Annotated in this window: 21 protein-coding genes and 1 tRNA gene; 7 read left to right on the forward strand and 15 right to left on the reverse strand. The window is 63.8% G+C overall.

Annotated elements, in window-relative coordinates:
* Window positions 1-194 precede the first annotated feature (194 nt).
* Entirely contained in the window at window positions 195-908 is a 714-nt protein-coding gene (tolA, locus tag AC1DKD_RS07340) for a cell envelope integrity protein TolA (RefSeq protein ID WP_441629246.1), read from the reverse strand.
* A 372-nt stretch (window positions 909-1,280) separates the two neighbouring features.
* On the opposite strand from tolA, the gene ku reads away from it, so the two are divergent.
* From ku to AC1DKD_RS07355, 3 genes are all read left to right on the forward strand, one after another.
* A complete protein-coding gene (gene ku, locus AC1DKD_RS07345) occupies window positions 1,281-2,174 on the forward strand; it encodes a non-homologous end joining protein Ku (protein ID WP_477143141.1) in 894 nt (297 codons plus the stop codon).
* Between the two features lie 7 nt (window positions 2,175-2,181).
* Entirely contained in the window at window positions 2,182-2,988 is an 807-nt protein-coding gene (locus AC1DKD_RS07350; RefSeq protein WP_441629250.1) for a MerR family transcriptional regulator, read from the forward strand.
* A gap of 115 nt (window positions 2,989-3,103) precedes the next feature.
* Window positions 3,104-3,415, forward strand: coding sequence for a hypothetical protein (locus tag AC1DKD_RS07355; RefSeq protein ID WP_441629252.1), 312 nt, complete (start codon window positions 3,104-3,106; stop codon window positions 3,413-3,415).
* 75 nt (window positions 3,416-3,490) lie between these two features.
* Here the strand turns inward: AC1DKD_RS07355 and AC1DKD_RS07360 are convergent, their stop codons facing one another.
* From AC1DKD_RS07360 to AC1DKD_RS07405, 10 genes are all read right to left on the reverse strand, one after another.
* Entirely contained in the window at window positions 3,491-3,730 is a 240-nt protein-coding gene (locus tag AC1DKD_RS07360) for a DUF2789 domain-containing protein (RefSeq protein ID WP_441629254.1), read from the reverse strand.
* A gap of 178 nt (window positions 3,731-3,908) precedes the next feature.
* Window positions 3,909-4,871 (reverse strand): Bug family tripartite tricarboxylate transporter substrate binding protein, encoded by a 963-nt coding sequence (locus tag AC1DKD_RS07365; protein WP_477143153.1) that lies wholly within the window; start codon window positions 4,869-4,871, stop codon window positions 3,909-3,911.
* 138 nt (window positions 4,872-5,009) lie between these two features.
* Complete coding sequence (gene paaK / locus AC1DKD_RS07370; RefSeq protein WP_477143142.1) at window positions 5,010-6,335, reverse strand: phenylacetate--CoA ligase PaaK; 1,326 nt, start codon at window positions 6,333-6,335, stop codon at window positions 5,010-5,012.
* A gap of 285 nt (window positions 6,336-6,620) precedes the next feature.
* Window positions 6,621-8,309, reverse strand: a complete 1,689-nt coding sequence (gene paaN, locus AC1DKD_RS07375) for a phenylacetic acid degradation protein PaaN (RefSeq protein WP_477111782.1) — start codon at window positions 8,307-8,309, stop codon at window positions 6,621-6,623.
* A gap of 45 nt (window positions 8,310-8,354) precedes the next feature.
* A complete protein-coding gene (gene paaE, locus AC1DKD_RS07380; RefSeq protein ID WP_035869387.1) occupies window positions 8,355-9,443 on the reverse strand; it encodes a 1,2-phenylacetyl-CoA epoxidase subunit PaaE in 1,089 nt (362 codons plus the stop codon).
* 23 nt (window positions 9,444-9,466) lie between these two features.
* Entirely contained in the window at window positions 9,467-10,012 is a 546-nt protein-coding gene (paaD, locus tag AC1DKD_RS07385) for a 1,2-phenylacetyl-CoA epoxidase subunit PaaD (RefSeq protein ID WP_477143143.1), read from the reverse strand.
* Window positions 10,013-10,018: 6 nt separating this feature from the next.
* Window positions 10,019-10,822 (reverse strand): 1,2-phenylacetyl-CoA epoxidase subunit PaaC, encoded by an 804-nt coding sequence (gene paaC, locus AC1DKD_RS07390; RefSeq protein WP_441629264.1) that lies wholly within the window; start codon window positions 10,820-10,822, stop codon window positions 10,019-10,021.
* A gap of 11 nt (window positions 10,823-10,833) precedes the next feature.
* A complete protein-coding gene (gene paaB / locus AC1DKD_RS07395) occupies window positions 10,834-11,118 on the reverse strand; it encodes a 1,2-phenylacetyl-CoA epoxidase subunit PaaB (RefSeq protein WP_035869507.1) in 285 nt (94 codons plus the stop codon).
* A gap of 13 nt (window positions 11,119-11,131) precedes the next feature.
* Entirely contained in the window at window positions 11,132-12,136 is a 1,005-nt protein-coding gene (gene paaA / locus AC1DKD_RS07400; protein WP_477143144.1) for a 1,2-phenylacetyl-CoA epoxidase subunit PaaA, read from the reverse strand.
* Window positions 12,137-12,353: 217 nt separating this feature from the next.
* Window positions 12,354-13,055: a TetR family transcriptional regulator gene (locus AC1DKD_RS07405; RefSeq protein ID WP_441629324.1), complete on the reverse strand. Its 702-nt coding sequence runs from the start codon at window positions 13,053-13,055 to the stop codon at window positions 12,354-12,356.
* Window positions 13,056-13,249: 194 nt separating this feature from the next.
* Here AC1DKD_RS07405 and AC1DKD_RS07410 point away from each other — a divergent pair, with 194 nt between their 5' ends.
* On the forward strand, window positions 13,250-16,096 hold the full coding sequence (locus tag AC1DKD_RS07410; RefSeq protein WP_477143145.1) for an AMP-binding protein: 2,847 nt from the start codon (window positions 13,250-13,252) through the stop codon (window positions 16,094-16,096).
* Window positions 16,097-16,153: 57 nt separating this feature from the next.
* Here the strand turns inward: AC1DKD_RS07410 and AC1DKD_RS07415 are convergent, their stop codons facing one another.
* Window positions 16,154-16,279: a hypothetical protein gene (locus AC1DKD_RS07415; RefSeq protein WP_441629270.1), complete on the reverse strand. Its 126-nt coding sequence runs from the start codon at window positions 16,277-16,279 to the stop codon at window positions 16,154-16,156.
* Window positions 16,276-16,713, reverse strand: a complete 438-nt coding sequence (locus tag AC1DKD_RS07420) for a universal stress protein (RefSeq protein ID WP_441629272.1) — start codon at window positions 16,711-16,713, stop codon at window positions 16,276-16,278. The genes AC1DKD_RS07415 and AC1DKD_RS07420 overlap by 4 nt, the downstream gene beginning before the upstream one ends.
* 238 nt (window positions 16,714-16,951) lie before the next feature.
* Between AC1DKD_RS07420 and AC1DKD_RS07425 the strand changes: the two genes are divergently transcribed.
* The 3 genes from AC1DKD_RS07425 to AC1DKD_RS07435 are packed head-to-tail and all read left to right on the forward strand — an operon-like array spanning window position 16,952 to window position 22,245.
* Window positions 16,952-18,988, forward strand: a complete 2,037-nt coding sequence (locus AC1DKD_RS07425; RefSeq protein WP_477111784.1) for a thioredoxin domain-containing protein — start codon at window positions 16,952-16,954, stop codon at window positions 18,986-18,988.
* A 23-nt stretch (window positions 18,989-19,011) separates the two neighbouring features.
* The gene (locus tag AC1DKD_RS07430) at window positions 19,012-19,728 is read left to right on the forward strand and encodes a protein-L-isoaspartate(D-aspartate) O-methyltransferase (protein WP_441629328.1); all 717 of its coding nucleotides are present in this window, start codon (window positions 19,012-19,014) and stop codon (window positions 19,726-19,728) included.
* A 15-nt stretch (window positions 19,729-19,743) separates the two neighbouring features.
* Complete coding sequence (locus AC1DKD_RS07435) at window positions 19,744-22,245, forward strand: spermidine synthase (protein WP_441629274.1); 2,502 nt, start codon at window positions 19,744-19,746, stop codon at window positions 22,243-22,245.
* A gap of 270 nt (window positions 22,246-22,515) precedes the next feature.
* Here the strand turns inward: AC1DKD_RS07435 and AC1DKD_RS07440 are convergent.
* Both AC1DKD_RS07440 and AC1DKD_RS07445 read right to left on the reverse strand, forming a co-directional pair.
* Window positions 22,516-22,592 (reverse strand) — tRNA-Met (locus tag AC1DKD_RS07440).
* A 280-nt stretch (window positions 22,593-22,872) separates the two neighbouring features.
* The gene (locus tag AC1DKD_RS07445) at window positions 22,873-25,077 is read right to left on the reverse strand and encodes an OsmC domain/YcaO domain-containing protein (RefSeq protein WP_441629276.1); all 2,205 of its coding nucleotides are present in this window, start codon (window positions 25,075-25,077) and stop codon (window positions 22,873-22,875) included.
* Window positions 25,078-25,331 lie beyond the last annotated feature (254 nt).

Below are 25,331 nucleotides of genomic sequence, written 5' to 3' on the forward strand. Positions count from 1 at the left end.
GGCTGCCTACCAGTCGGAAGAGGTGAAGCAGTTCATGAAGAACGAGTTCAAGGGCGCGATGGTGCCTTCGTTCTGAGTGCGCGGGCGATGCGGGGGCTTCATTGGTCCCGCGCTGGCTTGCCAGGACAAAACCCCCTCCGGATCCTGCGATCCGGAGGGGGTTTTTCGTTGGGCCTTGCGGTCTGGCTGCCTGCCTATTCCCTCGGCATGAAGGTGATGATGACCTTGGCGGGCGCCAGGCCGTTCTCGTCGCGCGGCAGCGGATCGGATCGCTCCACCGCGCGCAGCACCGCGTTGTCCCAGCCGGCATTGCCGCTGGACTTGGTCAGGCGGGCCGACAGCAACGAGCCGTCCGGCGCCAGTTGCACCGTCACCACCGCGGCCGGGTTGCCGGCCACCTCTTCGGTGAAGATGATGTTCGGCTTGACGCGGCGCCGCACGCGGTCCGCGTAGCCGGGCGACGCAGCGCCGCCCGCGCCGGCGCCGGTGCCCGCACGGTTGCCCACGCCACCGGTGGTGGGGGCGCTGTTGGCCATGGCTTGCAGGCGTGCCAGTTCGCTCTGGCGCTGTTGCTTGAGCGCCGCCTGACGCTCGCGCTGCTCGGCCTGTCTGGCTTCCGCCGCCGCCGCCGCGGCCTGGCGGCGCTTCTGCGCCTGCAGCGCGATATCGGCGTTTTCCTCCGGCTTGACCACGGATTCGGGGTTCGGCTGGACCACCGGCTGGGGCTGCGCAATGTCGGGAACACTGTCCCACAATTCGGCTTCCACGCCTGCCGGCGTGCGGCTTTGCCAGTGCACGCCGTAGTAGAGCAAGATGCCCAGCAGCAGATGCATGAACAGAGCCAGCAGGAAACATTTCAGCGTTCCCCGCTCCTGTACCAGTTGATACGGATAGGCGATGGGCTCCATGGCGCGGGCTGGCCAGAGGCCGCAGGTGTTCCACGCGGCATAGCTCTGGCATCACTCTGACATCGATATGAAAGGACACTTCGCGATGGTTTGTGCTCCAACCCGCGCTTAGGATCCTCTGTATGGAGCTTAGGTCGGCATTGGCTGCCTAGGCAAGCGAGATTCCGTGGGGCTGCCGCCGCGCCATGCCGGACTCCGTCCATCGCAGAATTTACACGTCCGGTCCGCCGAGCTTGCACGTCAAAAAATCGCCTACAGGCCCAAAAAGTGGCGACTCTGCCTCCGCGGGCGTCCATGCATTCAACCCTTTGCCGGGCACGGTCTAAGCTATATGCGAAAGATCCCGCTCCCGTCCTCGCAGGGTGATTCGCCATGGCTGCTCGTTCCCTCGCTTCGCTTTCCCTCAGCTTCGGGCTGGTCTCGATTCCGGTCAAGGTGTACACCGCGACGGAAAGCCAATCCGGGGTGAGCTTCAACCTGCTGCACAAAGGGTGCGGATCGCGCCTGAAACAGCAGTACATCTGCCTGCGCGAAGATGTGGTGGTGGAGCGCTCCGAGATGGTGAAGGGGTACGAGTTCGAGAAGGATCACTATGTGGTCTTTGAGCCGGAAGAACTGGATGCGCTGGAGGCGGAGGGCCGCCATACGATCGACATCGTGTCGTTCGTGCCGGCCGGCGCGATCGATCCGATTTACTTCGACAATGCCTATTACCTCGGCCCGGACAAGCGCGGAGCGAAGCCGTATGCCTTGCTGACCGAAGCGATGCGCCGGACCGGCACCTGCGCGCTGGCCCGATGGGTGTGGAAAGGCAAGCAGTACATGGTCCAGGTGCGGCCAGGCGACGATGGCCTGATCCTGCAGCAGTTGCTCTATGCCGACGAAGTGCGCCCCATGGCCGACCTGCATGTGGAGAAGGCGGACGTACAGCCCGCGGAACTGGCGCTGGCGCAGCAACTGATCGAGCAGAATTCGGTGGGCAGCTACGATCCCGCCGCCTACGCCGACGAAGAAAAGGCGCKGGTCCTCGCGGCAATCGACAAGAAAATCGCCGGCAAGAAGATCACCGTGACGGAACAGCGCGAAGCCACGCAGGGCGCGGAAGTCATCGACCTGATGGAAGCGTTGCGCGCCAGTGTGCAGCAGCGCAAACGCGCAGCCGGGAAAACGGCCGCGGCGCCGGATGCGCCGAAGGCACGCAAGACCGCGCGCCGCGCCACCGCGCCCGCGCCGGCACCCGCGCGCCGAGCGGCAGGCAAGAAGTGACCGGCAGATGACGCTATATACGTTGCGCGAGGTCCAGGCCATGCTCGGCATCCCGCGCTCGGTTGCCGCCAGGCTGATCGCGGATGGCGTGGTCACGCCAAGCCGCGGCGCGCGCCGCGAATACCTCTTCACCTTCCAGGACATGGTGATGCTGCGCACCGCGAACTCATTGCGCGAGGCGCAGATCCCGAGCCGCCGCATCTCGCGCGCGCTTTCGAAACTGAAGGCGTCCAGAGGGCAGGAAGCGCCGCTGACCGGCGTGCGGATTCGCGCGATCGGCAATGAGGTGGCGACCCGCGACACCGTCAGGCAGTGGCAGGCGGAATCGGGCCAGCTGCTGATGGATTTCGAGCCAGAGGAGGCCGGCGCAGCCGCCGTCCATTCCCTGCACCAAGCCCCGTCCGCCGAAGCGAGCATCTGGTTCCAGACCGGTTGCAAGCTGGAAGCCGAGGCGCCTGGCGAAGCGGAGCAGGCATACCGCCGTGCGCTCTCAGCCGATGGGAGCTATCTCGAACCCTATCTCAACCTGGGGTGCATGCTCTGCGCCGCCGGCCACTTCGGAGAGGCGATCGCGCTCTACCGCTGCGGGCTTGCGCATCTGCCGGACGAACCGCTGATGCACTTCAACCTGGCCGTCGCGCTGGAAGACGACGGGCTGCAGGCAGAGGCGCTGGCCAGCTATGGGCATTGCATCGAACTCGCCCCGGAGTTCGCGGATGCCCACTTCAATGCAGCGCGGCTGTATGAAACCTTGGGGGACGATATGCGTGCGATCCGGCATTTCAACGCATACCGGAAGCTGCAGCCGCAGTGAATGCCCGCCGCGCGTGGCGCTGGCGGCGCGTGCCATCGGGTGCTTCCGCACGGTTCCCCGCTTTGAAAAAGCGGCGGCCATTTTGTAGGATTAACGCAAAGGAGGGTTTGGGACCATGAATCACGAAGACATGGCGAGCGCAGCATACCCGGCAGGGCAACCTGTTGTCGGCGACGTGGTTGCGGTTGGCGCCATCCGCCCGCAGGCGGGCGACCTTGTGACAGTGCGAAGCCGGATCGATCCCCAGGTGGAATTTAATACGCGCCTGACGCTCTCGGTGCCCGACGGCACCTGGAAGGCTGTGGTCTTCAGCATCGAGCGAGCCGGCCAGCGGCTTGCGGAATTCGGCGGAGTCAGGCTGGAGGACGAGGTTGAGATCTCGATGGATCACTTCGCCTCCGTGCTCAGGTGCATGCCTGCGCATTGAGAGGCCGCGAGCGCCGCACTGCCACGGGCCGTACGCATTCTTCAGGGTAGATTCACCCCGCGTGCCGGGATGTTGTCATTTCGAGCATCGCAGGGCCACATTCAGCTGGTCCACCACTTCCGCCCAATCGGCGTCCTCAAGGATTTCGTCCTGCAGCAGCGCCGCCTGGGCGGGCGTCCAGAACGGTGCGTCCGCGAGCGGCACGTCGTCGGCGAGCGGGGAATGCGTGGCGATGAAGGTCCGGATCTCCGCTTCGCTGGCCGGCAATCCCAGTTGCGCGAACAGTTCGGAAAAGTGATGAAAGCCCTGGTCCATGATGGTTGCCCCTTCTGCTCAAGAGATCGATGTTCGTGCAGCTCGGCGAGTGCATTGCCACCATGCTATGCGACAACGCAGCTTTTGTGCGCAACATCGAACGGTACAGGCTACAGGCGGGCAACGGGCAATGGCACGGTGCCGCCGGTAGCGGGCGGCGGCACCGCTCGTCTCCGCCTTAATCCAGCTTGATCTTCAGATCCCGGATGAGCTTGTGCCAGCGAGCGGTCTCGCTGCGCAGCAGATCGGCAAACTGCGCCGGCGTACTGCCCACGGGTTCCACCCCGAACTCCACCAGCCGCTTGTTGACTGCCGGCTCCCTGATGGCAGCCACGACCTGCTTGTTCAGGATGGCGATCACCTCGGGAGGCGTGGCCGACGGCGCCACCATTCCGACGAGCGCGGCGGCCTCCACGTTCTTGTAACCTGCCTCGGCGAAGGTCGGCACATCGGGCAACTGCGGCAGGCGGGTGGGATTGGCCACGGCCAGTGCCTTGACCTTGCCGCCCTTGATGAAACCGGCGCCCGAGGCAAGATCCACCATCATGGCCGGGACCTGCCCGCCGGCAACGTCGGCCAGCGCAGGCGCCGCGCCGCGATACGGCGCGTGGACCATGGTCAGGCCAGCTTCCACCTTGAGCAGTTCCATCGCCAGATGATGCGGGCTGCCTGCACCCGCGGAAGCATAGTCGATGCCGCCCGGCTTGGCTTTCGCCGCGGCAATGAATTCTTGCACGTTGCTGGCACGTATCCCCGGACCCACCACCAGGATCATCGGGAAGCGGCCAAGCAGCGTAACCGGCGCCAGGTCTTTTAACGGATTGTAGGAAAGGGACTTGTACAGCGCGGGGTTGAACACCAGCGTGCCGTTGTCCGCCGACAGCACTGTGTAGCCATCCGCCGGCGCGCGAGCGGTTTCCGCCGCGGCGATGGCGGTGTTGCCGCCGGGTTTGTTGTCCACCACGACCGGCTGGCCCAGGCGGGTCGAGAGCGGCTGCCCGATGGAGCGCGCCAGGAAGTCCGAACCGCCTCCGGCGGGGTAGGGCACGATCCAGCGCACGGGCTTGCTCGGGAAGGCGGGTTCCGCGCCARCCGTTGCCGCGGTCCAGGGCAGGGCAGCCAGGCCGAGGCCAACTGCCATCAATTTGCGGATGGTGATCATCTTGTCTCCTGTTTTGAATTTTGCTTGCGGCGTTGTCTTCCGCTTTTTTGCATTCTTTCTTATCTGCCGGGCCGCCTGCCACCGTTCATCCGGCGCGGGCGGCCCCGTTGCCCGGACTCAGGCGCCGACGTGGCGCAGGTCGAGCACGCGCTGGGCCTTGCCGGTGGCTGTAGTCTTGATCTCACCGGCGTTCAGCACGCGTACCGCCGTGGAAACGCCCACCATGGTCTTCACCCGGTGCTGCAGTTCGCGTCCCAGCTGCGCACGGTCGCTGTCGGTGAGCGCGTCGCAGACCCCGGCGCGCGCCTCGACCGAGACGGACAGGGAGTCCATATGCCCTTCGCGGGTGATGCACAACTGGTAGTTGCCGCTCAGGCGGCCGATGCCCAGGATCAGCTCCTCGATCTGGCTCGGGAACACGTTGACGCCGCGGATGATCAGCATGTCGTCCGAACGCCCGGTGATCTTCGCCAGCCGGCGCATCGAGCGCGATGTCGGCGGCAGCAGCGTGRTCAGGTCGCGCGTGCGGTAGCGGATCATGGGCATGGCCTCCTTCGACAGCGAGGTGAATACCAGCTCGCCCTGGCTGCCGTCGGGCAGCACTTCGCCGGAGATCGGATCGATGATCTCGGGATAGAAGTGATCTTCCCAGATGACCGGTCCATCCTTGCTTTCAATGCATTCGCAAGCAACGCCGGGGCCCATGATCTCCGAGAGCCCGTAGATATCGATGGCCTGGATGCCCGCGCGCGTCTCGATCTCGGCGCGCATGCCCTGCGTCCACGGCTCGGCGCCGAAGATGCCGATCTTCAGCGCTGACGCCGCCGGATCCATGCCCTGGCGCGCCATCTCGTCGAGCAGGTTGAGCATGTAGGAGGGCGTGACGAGAATGATCGACGGCTCAAAGTCGCGGATCAGCTGGACTTGCTTCTCGGTCTGTCCGCCGGACATCGGCACGACCATGCAGCCGAGGCGCTCCGCGCCGTAATGGATGCCCAGGCCGCCGGTGAACAGTCCATAGCCGAATGCGTTGTGCAGCGTATCGCCGCGGCGGCCGCCCGCCGCGCGGATGGAGCGGGCCGTTACGTTGGCCCAGGTGTCGATGTCTTTCGCGGTGTAGCCCACCACGGTCGGCTTGCCGGTCGTGCCGCTAGATGCATGCACGCGCACGACCTCGTCCCTGGGCACGGCAAACAGCCCGAACGGATAGTTGTCGCGCAGGTCTTTCTTCGAGGTGGTGGGGAACTTCGCCAGGTCGGACAACTGGCGCAGGTCGTCCGGGTGCACGCCGGCGGCGTCGAAGGCGCTGCGGTAGTGCGGAACGTTGTCATACGCATGACGGAGCGACCATTTGAGCCGTGAGAGTTGCAGCGCCTGGAGTTCGTCGCGGCTGGCGAGTTCGATGGGCTCGAGTTCGCCCGGTTGGGGAATTGGCTGGACCACGGTTGTCTCCTGATGGTGAAGCGACTGAATAGGATGGAACGGTGGCGGGATTGGGGGCGCCACACGACGGCTCGGCAACCCGGCTATGCGCGGCAACGGTCTTTGCCGTGGTGCCGTGCCGGGTCGTCAAGCATCCGGAACTCCATAACTCCATAGCGGCGCCCACCCGGCCGACGCATGCGCGCCGGCCGGCCGGATAGCGGGCACCCTGGCTTGACTGCGGATGACGATGCGAAGCCACCTGAACGCCCGGGACGGGCGAATCCGCGGCTTCGTCAGCGACGCTTACGACGGCTCGCGCTGCGGGACATGCCGGCGGCTTTGCACGACGCGGAAGCGATTGGCAACAAACGCGGTATCGGCAAGGCTGGCGTTGGCCGCGGGGTTTGCACCCGTTGCGTGGAAGTCCGAGAACGCTGCGGACTGGTTCACGAAGACGCCGCCCGTCAGGTTGACGGACAAGGCGACGCCGCCTTCCACGGCAGCCTCCCCGGCGGCATCGAGCACCGCTTCGTCCGTGCTGTAGACGGACAGCGTCAGGGCACCGCGCGTGCGGGCGATGCGCGCCGCGAGTGCCAGCGACTGCGCGCTGGAGTCGGTCGCGATCACAAACGCGATCGGGCCGAACCATTCCTGCGTGAAGGTAGCCTCGTCGCGGCTGGCGTCGAGTTGCAGCAGGACCGGGGTGGCGATCGTTGCGTCGGGGAATTCGGGATGCACGAGGCGCTGGCTGGCGAGCAGCGGCGTGCCGAGCGCGGCGACCTCGTCGATCCGGGCGAGCACGCCCTGGTTCTGGATCGCGCCGGTGAGTTCGACGGCACGGGCCGCATCGGCAGTCAGCTTCTGCACGGCGCCGGCGATGGATCGGGCGACCTCTTCAAACGGGACGGTGCCTTCGGCTGTCTTGATGCCGCCACGCGGCACATAGATATTCTGCGGCGCGGTGCACATCTGGCCGGAATACAGCGCGAGAGAAAACGCGATGTTGCGGGCCACCGCTTTGAGTTCGTCCGCCGAATCGATCACGATCTGGTTGACGCCAGCCTTCTCCGTGTAGACCTGGGCCTGCGGCGCATGTGTCTCGAGCCAGTCGCCATTGGCGGTGCTGCCGGTGAAATCGATCAGCCGTATCTCGTCGCGCGTGGCCAGCGACTGCACAAGCGGGCCGTCGTTGGGTGCGGTCGCCAGCAAGGTCACGACGTTGGGATCGAAGCCGGCGTCCTGCAGCACTTGCCGCGCGATACGCACGGTGATCGCGAGCGGCAGGATCGCGGCCGGATGTGGCTTGACGATGACGGCATTGCCGGTTGCAAGGTCGGCGAACATCCCCGGGTAGCTGTTCCAGGTGGGAAACGTGCAGCAGCCGATCACCAGGCCGATGCCGCGCGGCACGACGGTGAAGCGCTTCTCCATGGCTAGCGGAGGATTCTTGCCCTGCGGCTTTTCCCAGTAGGCCGTCTCCGGAATGTCGCGCATCGCGTCCCACGCGTAGGCGATGGCCTCGAGCGCGCGATCCTGCGCGTGCGGGCCGCCGGCCTGGAACGCCATCATGAACGCCTGCCCGGTGGTGTGCATGACGCTGTGCGCGATCTCGAAGCTGGCCTGATTCAGCCGCGCCAGGATTTCCAGGCTCACGCCCACCCAGGCTTTCGGACCGGCCTTGCGGTACTGTGCCTGCGCCTTTTGTGCCGCCGAGATCAGCGCGTCCGGATCCGCTTTGGGGTAGCCGATATGCAAGGTCTGGCCGAATGGCGAGCGCTCTTCGCCGATCGTGCCGTTGCTGCCGGGTTGATCGAGTGTGAAGGGCTGGCCAAGCTGTGCCTTGAATGCCGCTTCGCCGTCGGCGGCGGCGGTTTCACCATAGGCGCGCGGGCTGGGCATCTCGTTGAAGGGACTCCAATAGCCGCGCGTCCGGATGGCTTCCAGGGCGCGCTCGAGCGTCTTTTCGTGTTTGCTGAAGAGGGAATGATTCATTGCGGGGGGCGTATTTTTTAGAGGTTGCAGGACTGCGATTAGCGTTTACCGTTCGTCGTAGCTGACGACAACCCGATCCGACACCGGATGGCATTGGCAGGTGAGGACGAAGCCATCGTCGATTTCATGTTGTTCGAGCGTGTAGTTCTTTTCCATCTTCACTTCGCCTTCGAGGACTTTCGCGCGGCACGTGCAGCACACGCCGCCCTTGCAGGCGTAGGGCAGGGCAAGGCCCGCTTTCAGGCCGACATCGAGTACGCTGACCCCCACATAAGGCAGCCGCAGCTTGCGCCGCTTGCCGTCGATGATCACTTCCAGGTCCGCCGCCGGCATGTCGTCGGTGATTTCGATGGGCGGCACGCCCGCTTGCGGCAGCGGTGTGCCGAAGCGTTCGACGTGCACTTTCTCCGGCGCCACGCCGGCTGCCTTTAGCGCGGCTTCGGCTGCATCCATCATCGGGCCGGGGCCGCAGATGAACGCTTCATCGATTTCGTCGGCCGGCGTGAGCGTTTCCAGGAATGCCCGGCATTTCTCCTGATCCAGCACGCCGTTGAACAGTTCGACTTCCTGCAAATCGTCGGACAACACGTGATACAGCGAGAACCGGCTCATATAGCGGTTCTTCAGGTCTTCCAGTTCCTCGGCGAACATGATCGCGTCGACGCTGCGGTTGCCGTACACCAGCGTGAACCGGCTGGTCGGCTCCGTCTCAAGCGTGGTCTTGATGATCGCGAGCACGGGCGTGATGCCCGAGCCTCCCGAGAACGCCACGTAGGTCCGGGACAGGTCGGCGTTCAGGTGCGTGAAGAAGCGGCCATCGGGCGTCATCACCTCGATCTCATGGCCAGGTTGCAGCGTGTCGAACGCGAAGTTCGAAAAGCGCCCGCCGCGCACGCGCTTGATGCCGATGCGCAGTTCGCCATCGCGGTCGTAGTCGGTGACGCCCACGCAGATCGAATACGAGCGCCGGGTTTCCTCGCCATCGAGATGCGCCTTCAGCGTGACGAATTGTCCTTGCGTGAAGCGGTACGCATCGCGCAGGTCCTCGGGCACCTCGAAGGAGACGGTCACGGCATCGGCGGTTTCGGGCCGTACCTCGCGGATACGCAAAGGATGGAATTGTGGAGTCGCCATAATGTCGGTCCAGGTCAGTACGGTCAGTACGGTTTGAAGTAATCGAACGGCTCGCGGCAATCGATGCAGCGGTACAGCGCCTTGCATGCCGTCGAGCCGAACTGGGCGAGGAGTTCGGTGTGCACCGAGCCGCATTGCGGGCAGGCCGGCTTGTCCCGGGCGGCCGCGCGAGGCACGAAGCGGATGGTCTTTTCTTGCGGCGCATCCGCGCTGCCGCAGTTGCCGGCAGGTGGCGCAATGCCATAGCGGCGCAGCTTGTCGCGCGCTTCGCCGGTCATCCAGTCGGTGCTCCACGCAGGGGCAAGCACGGTGACGATGCGATGGGGGACGATCCCGGCGGCGTCCAGCGCCTGTCCGATATCCTCGGYAATCTGCGACATCGCCGGGCACCCCGAATAGGTTGGCGTGATGACGACTTCGACGGCGTCGTCGGCGCCGCGGCGCACGTCGCGCAGGATGCCCAGCTCGCGAATCGATACCACGGGGATCTCCGGGTCCGGGACCGCCTCAAGTACGGTCCAGGCACGTTCCAGCGTGGTGTCGGCATGCATCAATGTGGCGGCGGTCATCGCGATCTACCAGGTAGCGCCGGGATGCTGGCGTGCCAGGGACTGCATTTCGGCAAGCAGGAAGCCCATGTGTTCCGAATGTTCGCCGTGCTTGCCGGTCGTAACGTGTTTCACCGGCGACGGCAGCTTGAGGGTGGCCTGGGCAATGGCCTGCTCAACGTCTGCCTGCCATGCAGGTTCGAGGCCAGCCACCAGGGGGCCGACGCCGGCCTCGGCCATCGCGATTTCCACCGCATCGGTTGCGAAGAACTCCCGCGTGTACGGCATCAGGTAGTCCAGCGCCGCCTGTGCGCGCCGGTGCGACTCCGCCGTGCCGTCGCCGAAGCGGATCAGCCACTCGCTGGCATGGCTGAGGTGGTAGCGCGTCTCCTTCAGCGATTTCGCGGCGATGGCCGCCAGTTGCTCGTCGTTGGACGATTGCAATGCCGTCCACAGATGGGCCATCAGCGCGGAGTAGAGGAAGTTGCGCACTATCGTGACGGCATAGTCGCGTTCGGTGCGAGCGGTGCCTGCGAACGGCCCGAAGTGCGGCAACTCCACCATCGTGTAGTTGGCGAACTCGCGCTCGGAGCGGAAGTAGGCGTAGCTGTCTTCGGTTTTCTTCGCGCCGCTCAGCGCTTCGTCGAGCGTAGCCGCGTGCGAGTACAGCAGCCGCGCCTGGCCGATCAGGTCGAGGCTGATATTCGCCAGCGCGATGTCCTCCTCGAGCGCCGGGCCATGGCTGCACCACTCGCTGTTGCGCTGGCCGAGGATCAGCGCGTTGTCGGCCAGGCGCAGCACGTACGACAAATGTTGGGGCGTGGTCATCATTGCGTCTCGTCTTACATGTGGTCGATTTCGGCAGGCAGCACGAAGAAGGTCGGATGGCGATAGATCTTGTCGCCGGCCGGCTCGAAGAAAGACTCCTTGTCGGCAGGATCGGATGCCGTGATTGCCGCCGACGGCACCACCCAGATGCTTACGCCTTCCTGCCGGCGCGTGTAGACGTCGCGCGCCATGCGCAGTGCGGCGCTCGCATCGGATGCGTGCAGGCTGCCGCAGTGCTTGTGGTCCAGGCCCTGCTTGCTGCGCACGAATACTTCCCAGATCGGCCATTCCTTGTTCATCTTCATCTCCTGTTCAAGCGGCTTGCTTGTGAGCCCGCGCGGCCTGTTTTTCGGCATACGCCAGCGCGGCTTCGCGCACCCACGCGCCATCGTTGTGCGCCTTCACCCGGGTGGCGAGGCGCTCCTTGTTGCAAGGCCCGTCGCCGTTCACGACGCGCCAGAATTCTTCCCAGTCGATCGCGCCGTAGTCGTGCGCCTTGCGCTCTTCATTCCACTTCAGGTCCGGATCGGGCAGCGTCACGCCGAGGATGCGGGCTTGTTCGACGGTGGCATCGACGAACTTCTGGCGCAGGTCGTCGTTCGAGATCCGCTTGATGCCCCATTGGAACGACTGGCCGCTATGGATGGAATCCTTGTCGCTCGGGCCGAACATCATCAGCACCGGCCACCACCAGCGGTCCACCGCCTGCTGCACCATGTCCTTTTGCGCCTGGGTGCCCTTCATCATCGACAGCAGGGCGTCGAAGCCCTGGCGCTGGTGGAAGGACTCCTCCTTGCAGATGCGGATCATGGCGCGGGCATACGGGCCGTAGGTGCAACGGCACAGCGGGATCTGGTTCATGATCGCCGCGCCATCCACCAGCCAGYCGATCACGCCCACGTCCGCCCAGGTCGGCGTGGGGTAATTGAAGATGCTCGAGTACTTGGCTTTGCCGGCGTGCAGGGCATCGACCAATTGGTCGCGCGACACGCCCATCGTTTCGGCTGCGCTATACAGATACAGGCCATGCCCACCCTCGTCCTGCACCTTGGCGAGCAGGATCGCCTTGCGCTTCAGGCTCGGGGCCCGGCTGATCCAGTTGCCCTCGGGCTGCATGCCGATGATTTCCGAGTGCGCGTGCTGGGAAATCTGCCGGATCAGCGTCTTGCGATACGCATCGGGCATCCAGTCCTGCGCCTCGATCTTGCCGTCAGCCGCCATCAGGGCGTCGAAATGCGCTTGCTGCGGCGAGGTATCGGCCGGCGCCGTGCCGGGCTGTTGCGCGTTGCCCGGGAGATCGAGAGATTGGGTGTACATGGAGATTTCCTGTGAGGCGATGCCGCAGTATATTTATAAACCGACCGGTCGGTCGATGAATTGTTTGGATGAATTTAATCAAGTGATAGTTTTGAGGGGTGAGTGTGGAGGGTTAGCTACGCGGCGTTGCGCGGGTGTGCGTGAGGCTGCCTGCAGTGGGGTTGATCCGTCGTTTGCCGGATTTGACGGTTTTCGTTCGCTGCGGCTGGATCACCCGCTAGGAGCGGGGAAACGACCAGGGCGCATGTGGACCGGTCGGAGTTTGCCGAATGGTCATCGCAATTGGGCGGGCGCCCCCCGCGCCGCCGGGCGTGCGCAAGGCCAGCCGCTCGGCAAGCCGTAGTTGCCGGTCTAGCCAGGCCTGCGTGCGGCTGGCCTCCGGTGACGGGTCGTGTAGCCAGACGCCAAATGTGGAGAGAAAGATCCCGGTCAGCACGACCTCTTCCGCCTCCCGGCGCAAGCCGGCCGCCGGCAGGCAGGCGGCCTCCCGGATCCATTGCACGGTGCGGCTGATATGCAGCAGGCCTTGCGCCTGCAGATGCAAGTGCTCCGGCTGCAGCTTGTAGCGCAGCATCTCCGCGGTGAGCCGCCGATGCGGCGCCAGGGCCTCCAGCCAGGCGAGGATGGCTAGCGAGAGGCGCTCGCGCGTGGACAGGCCATGCCAGCCTTCGCGCTGGGTTGCGCAAACCAGCGCGAAGTCGGCCCGGCCGAACCAGGCCTCTGCCAGATCGTCCTTCTGCCGGTAGTGCCGGTAAATGTCGGCCAGACCGATCTCCATGGACGCGGCAATCTCATGGAGATGCAATGCATCCCATCCGCCGCGCTCGGCGAGTCTCAGCGCGACCTCCAGAATCCTGTCGGCCAGATCGGCGTGCTCCTTCATGGCTCGCACTTCCTTGAGAATCCGCAACTGCGCCACTTCCAAGGATAGCGAGCCGGCGCCGGAGTGGCCAAGCGCGCCGGGTCCGGCCCTGCCCGCCTCGACAAAGCTGGCAGGCGGTCTATCTTAAGGGTGTGTCACTCTGTGCCGCTATCCGAGCACCCTGTACGCCACATTTGCCGCATCCCCTCAGTAGCGGCGGGCGCGCCGCCGGCTTGGACGGAACGGCTGCCATGCGCATGGGACCAAATTCACCCTCCCGGGAAAGCTACGACAACGCGCTGCTCGACATTGTCCGGGAGATGTCGTCGGCAGTGCAGCAGCAAGGGACCGCCGAGATGCCGGTCTCGCTGGACAGCACGCTCGAAGGCGACTTGGGCTTCGATAGCCTGACGCGCGTCGAACTCCTCACTCGCGTCGAGCAGCGGTTTGGCGTCAGCCTGCCCGAGCAAGTCCTGGCCCAGGCCGACACGCCGCGCGCCCTGCTGCGCGCCTTGCTGGCCGCCAAGGATCTGCCGCCTGGCACGGGCGGAACGCTCCCGCGGCGTGCCCGCCCGTTCCCTGCGGCCCAGGCTCCGGAGAGTGCCGTCACCTTGACCGATGTGCTCGGCTGGCATCTGCGCCGCCATCCGGACCGAACTCATATCATCCTGCAGGACGGCAGCAGCGACGACATCCCGATCAGCTTTGCCCAACTGCACCAGCGCGCGACGGCCATGGCCACGGGGCTGGCCGAACGGGGTCTGCGTCCGGGCACGGCCGTGGCCATCATGCTGCCCACCAGCCCTGAGTACTTCTACAGTTTCTGCGCCGTGCTAATTGCCGGTGGCATCCCCGTTCCGCTCTATCCGCCGGCGCGGCTGGCGCAGATCGGCGATCATCTGCAGCGCCATGCCGGCATCCTGGCCAATGCCCAGGCACCCATCCTGGTTACGGTCGCGCAAGCCAAGCCGCTGGCCGCACTGCTCAAGGCCAGCACCGGTACGCTGCACGACGTGGTGACGCCGACGGAACTGGAGGCTTGCACGGGTGGCRGCGCGCCGGTGCACGCGATCGTGCGTGCGCACGATATCGCCCTGCTGCAGTACACCTCTGGCAGCACCGGCTCGCCCAAGGGCGTCGTCCTGACCCACGCCAACCTGCTGGCCAACCTGCGGGCGATGGGGCAGGCCCTGGGCGTTGGCTCCCAGGATGTCTTCGTCAGCTGGCTGCCGCTGTACCACGATATGGGGCTGATCGGGGCGTGGCTGGGTAGCCTCTACTACGCCTATCCCCTGGTCGTGATGTCGCCGCTGGCCTTCCTTGCGCGGCCAGAGCGCTGGCTCTGGGCGATCCACAAGTATCGGGGCACGCTGTCGGGCGGCCCCAACTTTGCCTACGAACTCTGTCTGCGCAAGCTGGCCGATGCGGCGCTGGCCGGACTTGACCTGGGTAGTTGGCGCTTCGCCTTCAATGGTGCCGAGCCAGTAAGCGTGCAGACCATGCGCGCCTTTGCGCAGCGCTTTGTACGCTACGGCCTGCGCCCGGAGGCCATTTCCCCCGTGTATGGGCTGGCCGAGGCCTCGCTGGGCCTCAGCTTTCCTCCGCTGGACCGCGGCCTGCTGGTCGATCGCATCGGCCGGACCGAATTCATGCGCGCCGCCAGGGCAGCCGCCGCGGCGGAGCAGGATAGCGATGTGCTGGAGTTCCCCGCCTGCGGCAGGCCGCTCCCCGGCCATGAAGTGCGCATCGTCGATGCCAGCGGGCACGAGTTGGCCGAGCGCCACGAGGGGCTGCTGCAGTTCCGCGGCCCGTCGGCTACCAGCGGGTATTTCCGCAATCCGGAGCAGACGCGCCTGCTCTTTGATCACGACTGGGTAAACACCGGGGATTACGCCTATGTCGCCGGCAATGATGTCTTCATCACCGGCCGCGCCAAGGAGATGATCGTGCGCGGCGGCCGCAATATCTACCCGTACGAGCTCGAGCAGGCGATCGGCGCCATCGCGGGCATGCGCAAGGGCTGTGTTGCCGTTTTCGGTTGCCCGGACCCCAGCAGCGGCACGGAACGCATCGTGGTGATGGCCGAAACCGCCGTGAAGGATCTACATGCGCGCCGGATGCTGCACCGGCAGGTGCTGAAGACGGCCATCGACGTGCTGGGCCTGCCTCCCGACCACATTGCCCTGGTCTCGCCGCACAGCATCCTGAAGACCTCGAGTGGCAAGATCCGCCGCGCCGCCTGCCGGGAGCGCTTCGAGCAAGGCCGGCTCGGCCGGGGGCAGGGCGCTCCCTGGCTGCAGATCGCCCGCTTCGGATGGCAGGCGATGCTTCCCCAACTGCGGCGCATCCGGCAGACCGGCGCAGGCCTGGCCTATGCCTGCTACGCCTGGGCCTTGTTCGCCGCGCTGACCCCGGCGACCTGGCTGGCCTCGGTAGTACTGCATCGGCCGCAACTGGGCTGGGCCGTCAGCCACCGCGCCGCAAGGCTGCTGCTCAGGCTGAGCGCGATACCCTGGTTCGTGGACGAGGCCGAGCGCCTGCCGCGYGACCAGCCGTGCATCCTGGTATCGAACCACGCCAGCTACCTGGACGGTATTGTCCTGGTGGCGGCCCTGCCCAGGCCGATCTGCTTCGTGGCCAAGCGCGAGCTTCAATCCCAGCGCATACCCGGCGCCTACCTGGCCAGCATCGGCGCGGATTTCATCGACCGCCTTGATCCGCGGCGAGAGCACGAGGACGTGGAGCGGATCGTGGCGGCGGTGCGCGCCGGGCACTCTGTCCTGTTTTTTCCGGAGGGCACGTTTGGGCGCACGCCCGGCCTGCAAAGCTTCCGCACGGGCGCATTCCTGGCCGCCGCGCACGCCGGCGCGCCGGTGGTGCCGGTCGCCATCCGGGGTACGCGCTCCGTACTGCGGGACGGACAATGGCTGCCGCGGCGCGGACCGATCGGTGTGGTCATCGGCAGCCCGCTGTGGCCGGATGGCGACGACTGGCCCGCCGCCGTGCGCCTGCGCAATACCGCGCGCACAGAGATCCTGCACTATTGCGGCGAGCCGGATGGCTTGCGCGCGACACACCGGGGTTCCAGGCGGATATAGAACCATAGCCCATGCCCGGCGTCGCGCATCTTGCGCCAGGCCATGCTGCTGGCTCGCTCAAGGCTCGAGCGCGAACACCTTGGCTTGCCTGCGTTCAAACGAACCGAGCAGCGCGCTGGTGAAGTTCCACTCGGACGTGTCCGGCTCGCGCACGTGGGGCGAACGCGAAAACGCTGGTGTCAACGGTAAACCAGCACGGGGATCTTGCTGTGGGTCAGCACCTTCTGTGTTTCGCTGCCGAGCAGCACACCCTGCACGCCGCGCCTTCCATGAGACGCCATCACGATCAGGTCACAGCCCCTGTCTTCGGCAGTCTTGATGATGGCTTCGTACGGGTGATCGTCGACCAGAAAGGTCGTCGCACAAGTCACACCAGCCTCGGCTGCCTCCAGCGCGATCCTTTCCAGATACTTCTTTGCTGCTTCCCCAATCTCTTCCGCGAACAGCTCCCGGCTGTCCGTCAGCATTTCGGTGTGATAGGCGAACAGGTGGTACTTGGGCCCGACTCGCAGCGCAGTGATCCGCGCTTCCATTTCCTGCGCCAACAGGAGCGCATTGTGGAATGCCGCGTCGGACAGGGGGGAACCGTCAACCGCCAGCAGAAGGTGCGTAAACATACTGCTCTCCTTGTACCCCGCTTCGGGGCTCATGGAGCCGGTTGCGTTTTCGCGCCGGAAGGCGTGCGATGGCAAGGCGACAATCGAAAGCGCAAGGCCCCATTGGTTGCCTCCAGTCGCCCGCCACCTGAAGTGAGTATAGGTGCCGAAGGCCGCACGTCAAACGACCCGAACACGCGCTTGCAGGACGCCTTGCTCTGCGCCACAGTTGTTCTATCGGATCCGGCTGGAGACGATGATGAGAAACCGGCTCGCCACAGAAACCTCGCCTTACCTCCGACAACACGCGGACAATCCAATCGACTGGTATCCCTGGAGCGAAGCGGCCTTTTGCCGTGCGCGCGACGAAGACAAGCCGGTTCTGCTTTCCGTCGGCTACGCCGCGTGCCACTGGTGCCACGTCATGGCACACGAATCGTTCGAGAACTCCCGGATCGCCGGCCTGTTGAATGAACGTTTCATCAGCATCAAGGTAGATCGGCAGGAGCGTCCCGACATCGACGACGTTTACCAGAAAGTCCCCCTGATGATGGGGCAGGGCGGCGGCTGGCCGCTGACGGTGTTCCTGACCCCGCAAGGCGAACCGTTCTTCGGCGGCACCTACTTCCCGCCCGATGACCGCTACGGCCGGCCAGGGTTCGTGCGGCTGCTGCTGAGCCTGAGCGATGCCTGGACGCATCGCCGCGACGAACTGCACGACATGGTCAAGCAGTTTCAGTCGGAGTTCAGACGGCTCGACCAGGCGGACCTGCGCCGTGAAGCCGCTGAAGTCGAGGACCTGCCCGCAGAGACAGCTCGCGCCCTGGCACGAGGCACCGACCCGGTCCATGGTGGATTTGGCGGCGCCCCCAAGTTTCCCAACGCGAGCGGCTACGACCTCGTGCTGCGGATCTATCACCGTACCGGTGAACCCGCGCTGCTTGAAGCGCTGGAGCGCACGCTCGACAGCATGGCGGCGGGGGGCATCCATGACCAGCTCGGTGGCGGCTTTGCGCGCTACAGCGTCGACGAACGCTGGGGCGTGCCCCACTTCGAAAAGATGCTCTATGACAACGGCCAGCTCGTCGCGCTCTACGCCAACGCCTATCGCCTGACTGGCAAGCCATCCTGGCGCCGTGTCTTTGAGAACACCATCGCGTACATTCTGCGCGACATGACGCATCCCGATGGCGGCTTTTACGCTGGCGAAGATGCCGATAGCGAAGGGGCGGAAGGCCGGTTTTATGTCTGGACGCCGGCCGAGGTGAAGGCGGTCCTGGGCGATTCCGAGGGCGCGCGGGCTTGCCTGGCCTACGGCGTGACCGATCGCGGGAACTTCGAACACGGTACATCGGTGCTCCACCGTGCTGCCGCGCTGGACGCATTGGACGAGGCGCGCCTCGAAGACTGGCGCGAGCGGCTCCTGGCGGCGCGTACCCAACGCGCGCGCCCTGGCCGTGACGACAACATTCTCACGGGCTGGAACGGCCTCATGATCCAGGGACTCTGTGCGGCTTACCAAGCGACGGGCGCCGTTGCGTACCTCGCTGCCGCGAGGCGTGCCGCCAGCGCTATCGAGGAAAAACTCACCATGCCGGACGGTGGCGTGTACCGGGCCTGGAAGGACGGGGTAGCCAAGGTGCCTGGGTTCCTCGAAGACTATGCCTTCCTGGCCAACGCGCTGATCGACCTCTACGAGTCCTGCTTCGACAAGCGATACCTGGATCGCGCGGTCGAACTCGTGGCGCTCATCCTCGACAAGTTCCGCGAGGACGGACTGTTTTTCACGCCCCGCGATGGCGAGCCATTGGTGCATAGGCCCCGGGCGCCGCACGACAGCGCCTGGCCGTCAGGCATATCAACCAGCGTGTTCGCCTTCCTGCGCCTGCATGCGCTCACCGGCCTCGATTTCTATCGTGACATCGCCGAGCAAGAATTCGACAGATACCGGGCCGCCGCCGCCGCGGCCCCGGCCGGCTTCCCACACCTGCTGGCCGCCCGGGATTTCGCGCAGCGCGGCCCGTTCGAGATCATTTTTGCTGGCGACAAGGCGGCGGCAGCGGCTCTCGTGGAAAGCGTTCACCGCGCGTACCTGCCGGCACGCGTCCTGGCATTTGCCGAAGACGTCCCGAACGGCCGGGGGCGRCACCCCGTCAAGGGCCGGCCGGCAGCCTACGTATGCCGGCATCGCACCTGTGCAACGCCGGTTACGAGTGGCAAGGCGCTGCTTGAACGCTGCGCGGAAGGCGCAGACGCGAAGCACCCCGTGCGTGCGCAAGCAGGGAGGCCATTGTGAAACCAGCGACGCTCCTGCTGCACATGTTGATTCCGGCAATCGCGCTGGCGGTGGCGTCCGCCGGCGTCCGCGCCGCCGATGATTTTGCGTCGCTCCGGACTCTGATGGTCAAGGAAATCGCAGCGCTATCGGTTCATACCGGCGCCGAAACGGGCAGGCATGCCTTTGATGCGCGCGTCATGGCGGCCATGGAGAAGGTGCCCCGCCACCAGTTTGTTCCACCGGAGCAGGAGGGCAACGCATATGAGAACCGCCCGCTGCCCATCGGCTACGGCCAGACCATCTCGCAGCCTTACATCGTTGCCCTGATGACCGACCTGATGAGGGTCAAGCCCACCGACGTCGTGCTGGAAATCGGCACCGGCTCCGGCTACCAGGCGGCGATCCTCGCAGAGCTGGCGCGAGCGGTCTATACGATCGAAATCATCGAGCCGCTGGGGGCACAGGCGCAGGAACGCTTGAAACGCCTCGCATACACGCAAGTGAAGACCAAGGTGGGCGACGGCTACTACGGCTGGGAGGACAACGCACTCTATGACGCCATCATCGTCACCGCAGCTGCAAGTCATGTTCCGCCCCCGCTCATCCGGCAACTGAAACCCGGCGGCAGGATGGTGGTCCCGGTGGGCGCCCAGTTCCTGACCCAGTACTTGCTGCTGATCGAGAAAGCGGGGGACGGCACGATTTCCACCAAACAGATCTTGCCTGTCAGGTTCGTGCCGTTGGTCGGTGGGCGCTGATGTCGTCACGCCATCATGCTCTCCCCGCCGCTCTTCGCCCTTTCCCTGCTTTCCGCATCCGCGCTTGGCTACGAAATCCTGCTGATGCGCCTGCTCTCCATCATCCAATGGCACCACTTCGCCTACATGATGATCAGTGTCGCCCTGCTGGGCTACGGCGCGGCCGGTGCGATCGTGGCCCTGATGCAGCGCACGATCACGCCGAGGTTTGCAGCGGTGTTCGTGACCGGCGCACTGTTGTTCGGCGTTTCTGCGATCGCTTGTTTCGCGCTCGCCCAGCGCGTCGCATTCAATCCTCTGGAGATCTTGTGGGAACCGCGGCAGGCGCTGCGTTTGCTGTTGATCTATCTGCTCCTGTTCGTTCCCTTTTTCTGCGCTGCGACGTGTGTCTGTCTCACCTTCACGCGGTTCCATCATCAGGTCCACCGCATCTACAGCTTTGACATTCTGGGAGCCGGGATAGGCTGCATTGCCATCATCGTTGCCCTATTTGGCTTGACGCCTGTGAATGCGCTCCGCCTTGTGGGCAGCGCGGGTCTGGCGGCGGCCGCGCTGGCAAGCATCGAGTGCCATTGGCATCGGCGCTGGTTGCCGGTACTGCTTGTGGCCGCAGCGGTCATTGTGCCGGCTAGCCTGCCAGGCGACTGGATCGCACTGCGGCCCTCCGACTACAAGGAATTGAGTCAGACCCTGCGCATCAAGGGCGCACGGGTGGCCGCCGAAAGCTCAAGCCCATTGGGTCTCATCACGGTGGTGGAAAACGCTTCGATCCCTTTCCGGCATGCACCCGGGCTGAGCCTCAACGCGGCCCTGGAACCGCCGCCACAGCTGGGCGTGTTTACGGATGGTGACGGGCTCTCCGCGCTCAATCGCTATGACGGGCGGCGAAAGCCACTTGGCTATCTGGACTACCTCACCTCCGCGCTTCCCTATCACCTGCTGGAGCGCCCCCGGGTCCTGATACTTGGAAGCGGCGCCGGGGCCGATGTGTTGCAGGCGATTTACCACCAGGCGGGCGCCATCGACGCGGTAGAGTTGAATCCGCAGGTGATCGACCTGGTGCAGGACCGCTTTGCCGGCTTCTCCGGCAAGCCCTACAGCGCGCCCAACGTCCGTGTCTTCGTGGGCGAAGCGCGCGGCTTCATGGCTGGTCGCGGCGAACACTACGACCTTATCCAGGTCGCGCTGCTGGATTCGTTTGGCGCCTCGTCGGCCGGCCTCTACGCGCTTTCCGAGAGCTATCTGTACACGGTGGAAGCGTTCCAGGACTACCTCCGCCATCTCAATCCCGGTGGCCTGCTGGCAATCACGCGCTGGGTCACGCTACCGCCGCGCGATATCCCCAAATTATTCGGCACCGCGCTGATCGCGATGGAACGCAACGGCGTGTCGCAGCCGTCGCGCCGGCTCGCGCTGATTCGTGGCTGGAAGACGGCAACGCTGGTGGTCAAGAACGGGGACATCAGCGGTGCGGAAATCGCCGCGTTGCACGAATTCTGCCGTGCCCGTTCGTTCGACGTCGACTACTACTCCGGCATGGCGGCCGCGGAGGCAAACCAGTACAACCTGCTCGAGGAACCGTATTTCTTCGACGCGGCGCAAGCCTTGCAGGGCACCGATCGCGACGGATTCTGGGCGCGCTACAAGTTCGATGTCCGGCCCGCCACCGACGATAAGCCGTACTTCTTCCACTTCTTCAAATGGCGCTCGCTACCCGAACTCCTCGCCCTGAAGGCGCAAGGAAGCCTGCCATTGCTGGAGTGGGGCTATCCCGTGCTGGTCGCGACGCTGCTTCAGGCCGTACTCGCAACCCTGGTATTGATCGTCCTTCCGCTCTGGGTGATAAGACGCCGTCCCGGGCTGGTTCATGAGCCGTCGCCGCCGGCGACATCCCTTGCCGGCGATGGCACAGAAGCAAAGGGCCTGTCGGGCCGGCGCGTCGTGCTCTACTTCCTGGCGGTCGGCGCCGCCTTCATGTTCGTCGAGATCGCGTTTATTCAGAAGTTCATCCTGTTTTTGAGTCACCCGCTCTATACGGTGGCGGTGGTGTTATGCGCCTTCCTGTCGTTTGCCGGACTGGGAAGCCGATACTCACAGCGCCTGCAAGCGGGTGGCCCGCCTTCACGCGGCCCCACGCCGGATCCGGGCCGGAGGACGGGGCGGTGGTACCCGCTCGGGTGGGTCGTTTGCGCGATCTGTCTTATCTCGCTGCTCTACCTGGCGATCCTGCCAACCTTGTTTCGGCTGCTGATTTCCCTCCCGGACCCGGCCAGGATCGCCATCTCCGCATTGCTGGTCGCGCCGCTCGCGTTCGCGATGGGAATGCCGTTTCCGCTGGGACTCGGGCGCGTTGCCTCCCGCGTTGAACCGCTCGTGCCATGGGCCTGGGGCATCAACGCCTGTGCTTCGGTGGTGGCTGCAGTCCTGGCCACGCTGTTAGCAATCCATCTTGGCTTTACCGCGGTGGTGCTGATAGCGCTTTTGCTGTATCTCGCGGCGGCATTCATTTGTCCATAAACCTCGGGCGTCACACGAGAGACTGATGCACGCTCACGCCGATCCTGCTCGTGGGACTGTTCGGCGCCCGCTCTTCCATGGTGATGCGTGCTGACGCCTGCCGTCTGGCGCTTCATGCCGACATGGGACATTTCGGCAGTGGTCCGATCTGGCTGGCATTTTCAACATGCCGCCGAATCGCGTGTTTCGAGCGCCCAAAAGCAAAACCCCTCCCGATCTTGCGATCGGGAGGGGTTTTTGTTGTGGCCCGTTGCCAGGCGCCAACGAATATGGTGGCGAATCAGGGATTCGAACCCCGGACCTGCGGATTATGATTCCGTCGCTCTAACCGACTGAGCTAATTCGCCAAAGATTTTGCGTGTTTCTGTAGGGAACCAAGACCCGTTGCTGCCTTGCCCCCCTGAGCGGCGAATGTTGCCGAAGACGGAAGCTTTTGTCAACAAGCCACGTCATGTCTAAAGACGCTCGACAAGAAGTCTACGCCCCGGAGGGGACGCGCATCGGTGCGATTCGAGAGACGTTTCCAGACGGCCTCGACCCTGAGCGGGCTTTGAGCTTTCTCGAAAGCGGACACTAAAGGCGAGTGCTTCCCGATGGCGGCCTTCACCGCCTTCTTGACCCTTAGCCCTAACTGGCTGTAGCCGCCACATTTGCCCGCGCCGAGTGCAATTTTTTGTAGCTGTCAATCAAGCGGTGGTGCCTGTCGAGCCCCTCCAATTTCATGCTGGTTGGCGTCAAACCAAAGAAACGCACGCTGCCGTCCACTGAACCCAGCACTGCGTCCATCCGCGCATTGCCATACATCCGACGGAAGTTGACCGCGTAGTCGTCCAGGTTCAGGTCGTCATCCAACAGCACCTCCAGCACCACATTCAATGCCTGGTAAAACAGTCCGCGCTCGACCGTGTTGTCGTTGTACTGCAAGAAGGCGCCCACCAGCTCGTGCGCCGCTTCAAATTGCTGCAAGGCGAGATGAATGAGCAGCTTCAACTCCAAAACTGTCAGCTGCCCCCAATCCGTATTCTCGTCAAATTCGATGCCGATCAGCGTGGCGATGTCGGCGTATTCATCGAGCTCACTGTTATCCAGACGCTCAAGCAGGGCCTCCAGGCTTGCGTCGTCCAGGCAATGCAAGTTCAAGATATCTGCGCGGAACGACAGTGCCTTGTTGGTGTTATCCCAGATCAAATCTTCTACAGGATAGACTTCCGAATAGCCCGGAACCAAAATCCGGCAAGCTACGGCGCCTAGCTGGTCATACACCGCCATGTACACCTCTTTGCCCATGTCCTCAAGAATGCCGAGCAAGGTTGCTGCTTCCTCGGCATTGGAGTTCTCGCCCTGGGCAGAAAAATCCCACTCGACAAAATCGAAATTCGCCTTGGCGCTGAAAAAGCGCCACGACACCACGCCGCTGGAATCAATGAAGTGCTCAACAAAATTGTTCGGCTCAGTCACGGCGTTACTGACAAAGGTGGGCTGTGGCAAATCGTTCAGGCCTTCAAAACTGCGACCCTGTAGCAATTCTGTCAGACTCCGTTCCAGCGCCACCTCGAGGCTTGGGTGCGCGCCGAATGAAGCAAAGACACCGCCGGTTCGTGGGTTCATCAAGGTGACGCACATCACCGGATAAATTCCACCCAACGAAGCATCCTTCACCAATATCGGAAAGCCTTGCTCTTCCAGCCCCTGAATGCCAGCCAGAATGCCTGGGTATTTCGCCAGCACTTCATGGGGCACATCAGGCAATGCCATTTCGCCCTCCAGAATTTCGCGCTTTACCGCCCGTTCGAAAATCTCGGACAAGCATTGCACTTGGGCTTCGGCCAGTGTATTACCGGCACTCATGCCATTGCTGGCGTAGAGGTTTTCGACCAGGTTGGAGGGAAAATACACCACTTCGCCGTCCGACTGCCGTACAAACGGCAGCGAACAAATACCGCGCTGCACATTTCCCGAGTTGGTTTCATACAGGTGCGAGCCACGTAACTCGCCATCGGGATTGTAAATGGGCAGGCAGTATTCATCGAGAATTTCAGCCGGTAGCGCATCTTTGCGTCCAGGCTTGAACCAGCGCTCGTTCGGGTAATGTAAAAACGCCCCATTGGCGAGGTCTTCGCCCCAAAACGTACCGGCATAAAAATGGTTGCAATTCAGGCGTTCGATAAATTCTCCCAACGCCGACGCCAACGCGCTTTCCTTGGTCGCACCCTTGCCATTGGTAAAACACATTGACGAGTGTGCGTCACGGATATGCAGCGACCAGACATTGGGAACGATATTACGCCATGAAGCGATTTCAATCTTCATCCCCAAGTCCGCCAAAATGCCCGACATATTGGCGATGGTTTGCTCCAATGGCAGATCCTTGCCCGCAATATAGGTGCTGGCGTCAGACGCCGGCTTCAGCGCCAGCAACGACTGAGCATCGGCATCCAAGTTCTCTACCTCTTCGATCACAAACTCGGGTCCGGCTTGCACCACTTTTTTTACCGTACAGCGATCGATGGAGCGCAAAATACCCTGGCGGTCTTTGGCGGAAATATCCGCCGGCAACTCAACTTGAATCTTGAAAATCTGCTGATATCGGTTTTCCGGATCAACAATATTATTCTGCGACAGGCGGATGTTATCGGTCGGAATGTCGCGAGTTACGCAGTACAACTTAACAAAATAAGCCGCACACAATGCCGACGAGGCCAGAAAATAATCGAACGGACCCGGCGCGGAGCCATCGCCTTTATAGCGGACAGGCTGGTCGGCTATCACCGTGAAGTCATCGAACTTGGCTTCAAGACGTAGCTTATCGAGAAAGTTGACCTTAATTTCCATGGGGGTAATTCCAAAATGGTGCTCAAAATGATGCGACCGCTATTATCCGACGCCGCGCTGGTGCATTGTAATATATCGATGCTTTCTACAAGCGCCGTCGCATACGGATAATTTGACAGGCGAACGCAATTTGCGCAGGACGTGGCTGGAACGTCACGCCATGGCGATATTCTGGGCAGCGCCAGGGGGGGGCGGCACAGGCTGCGTAGCGTGCTGCCCACTTGGAGGTGCCTTATTAGTCGTTGGGACGGAAT

This window comes from Cupriavidus sp. 05T313, from assembly GCF_056396665.1.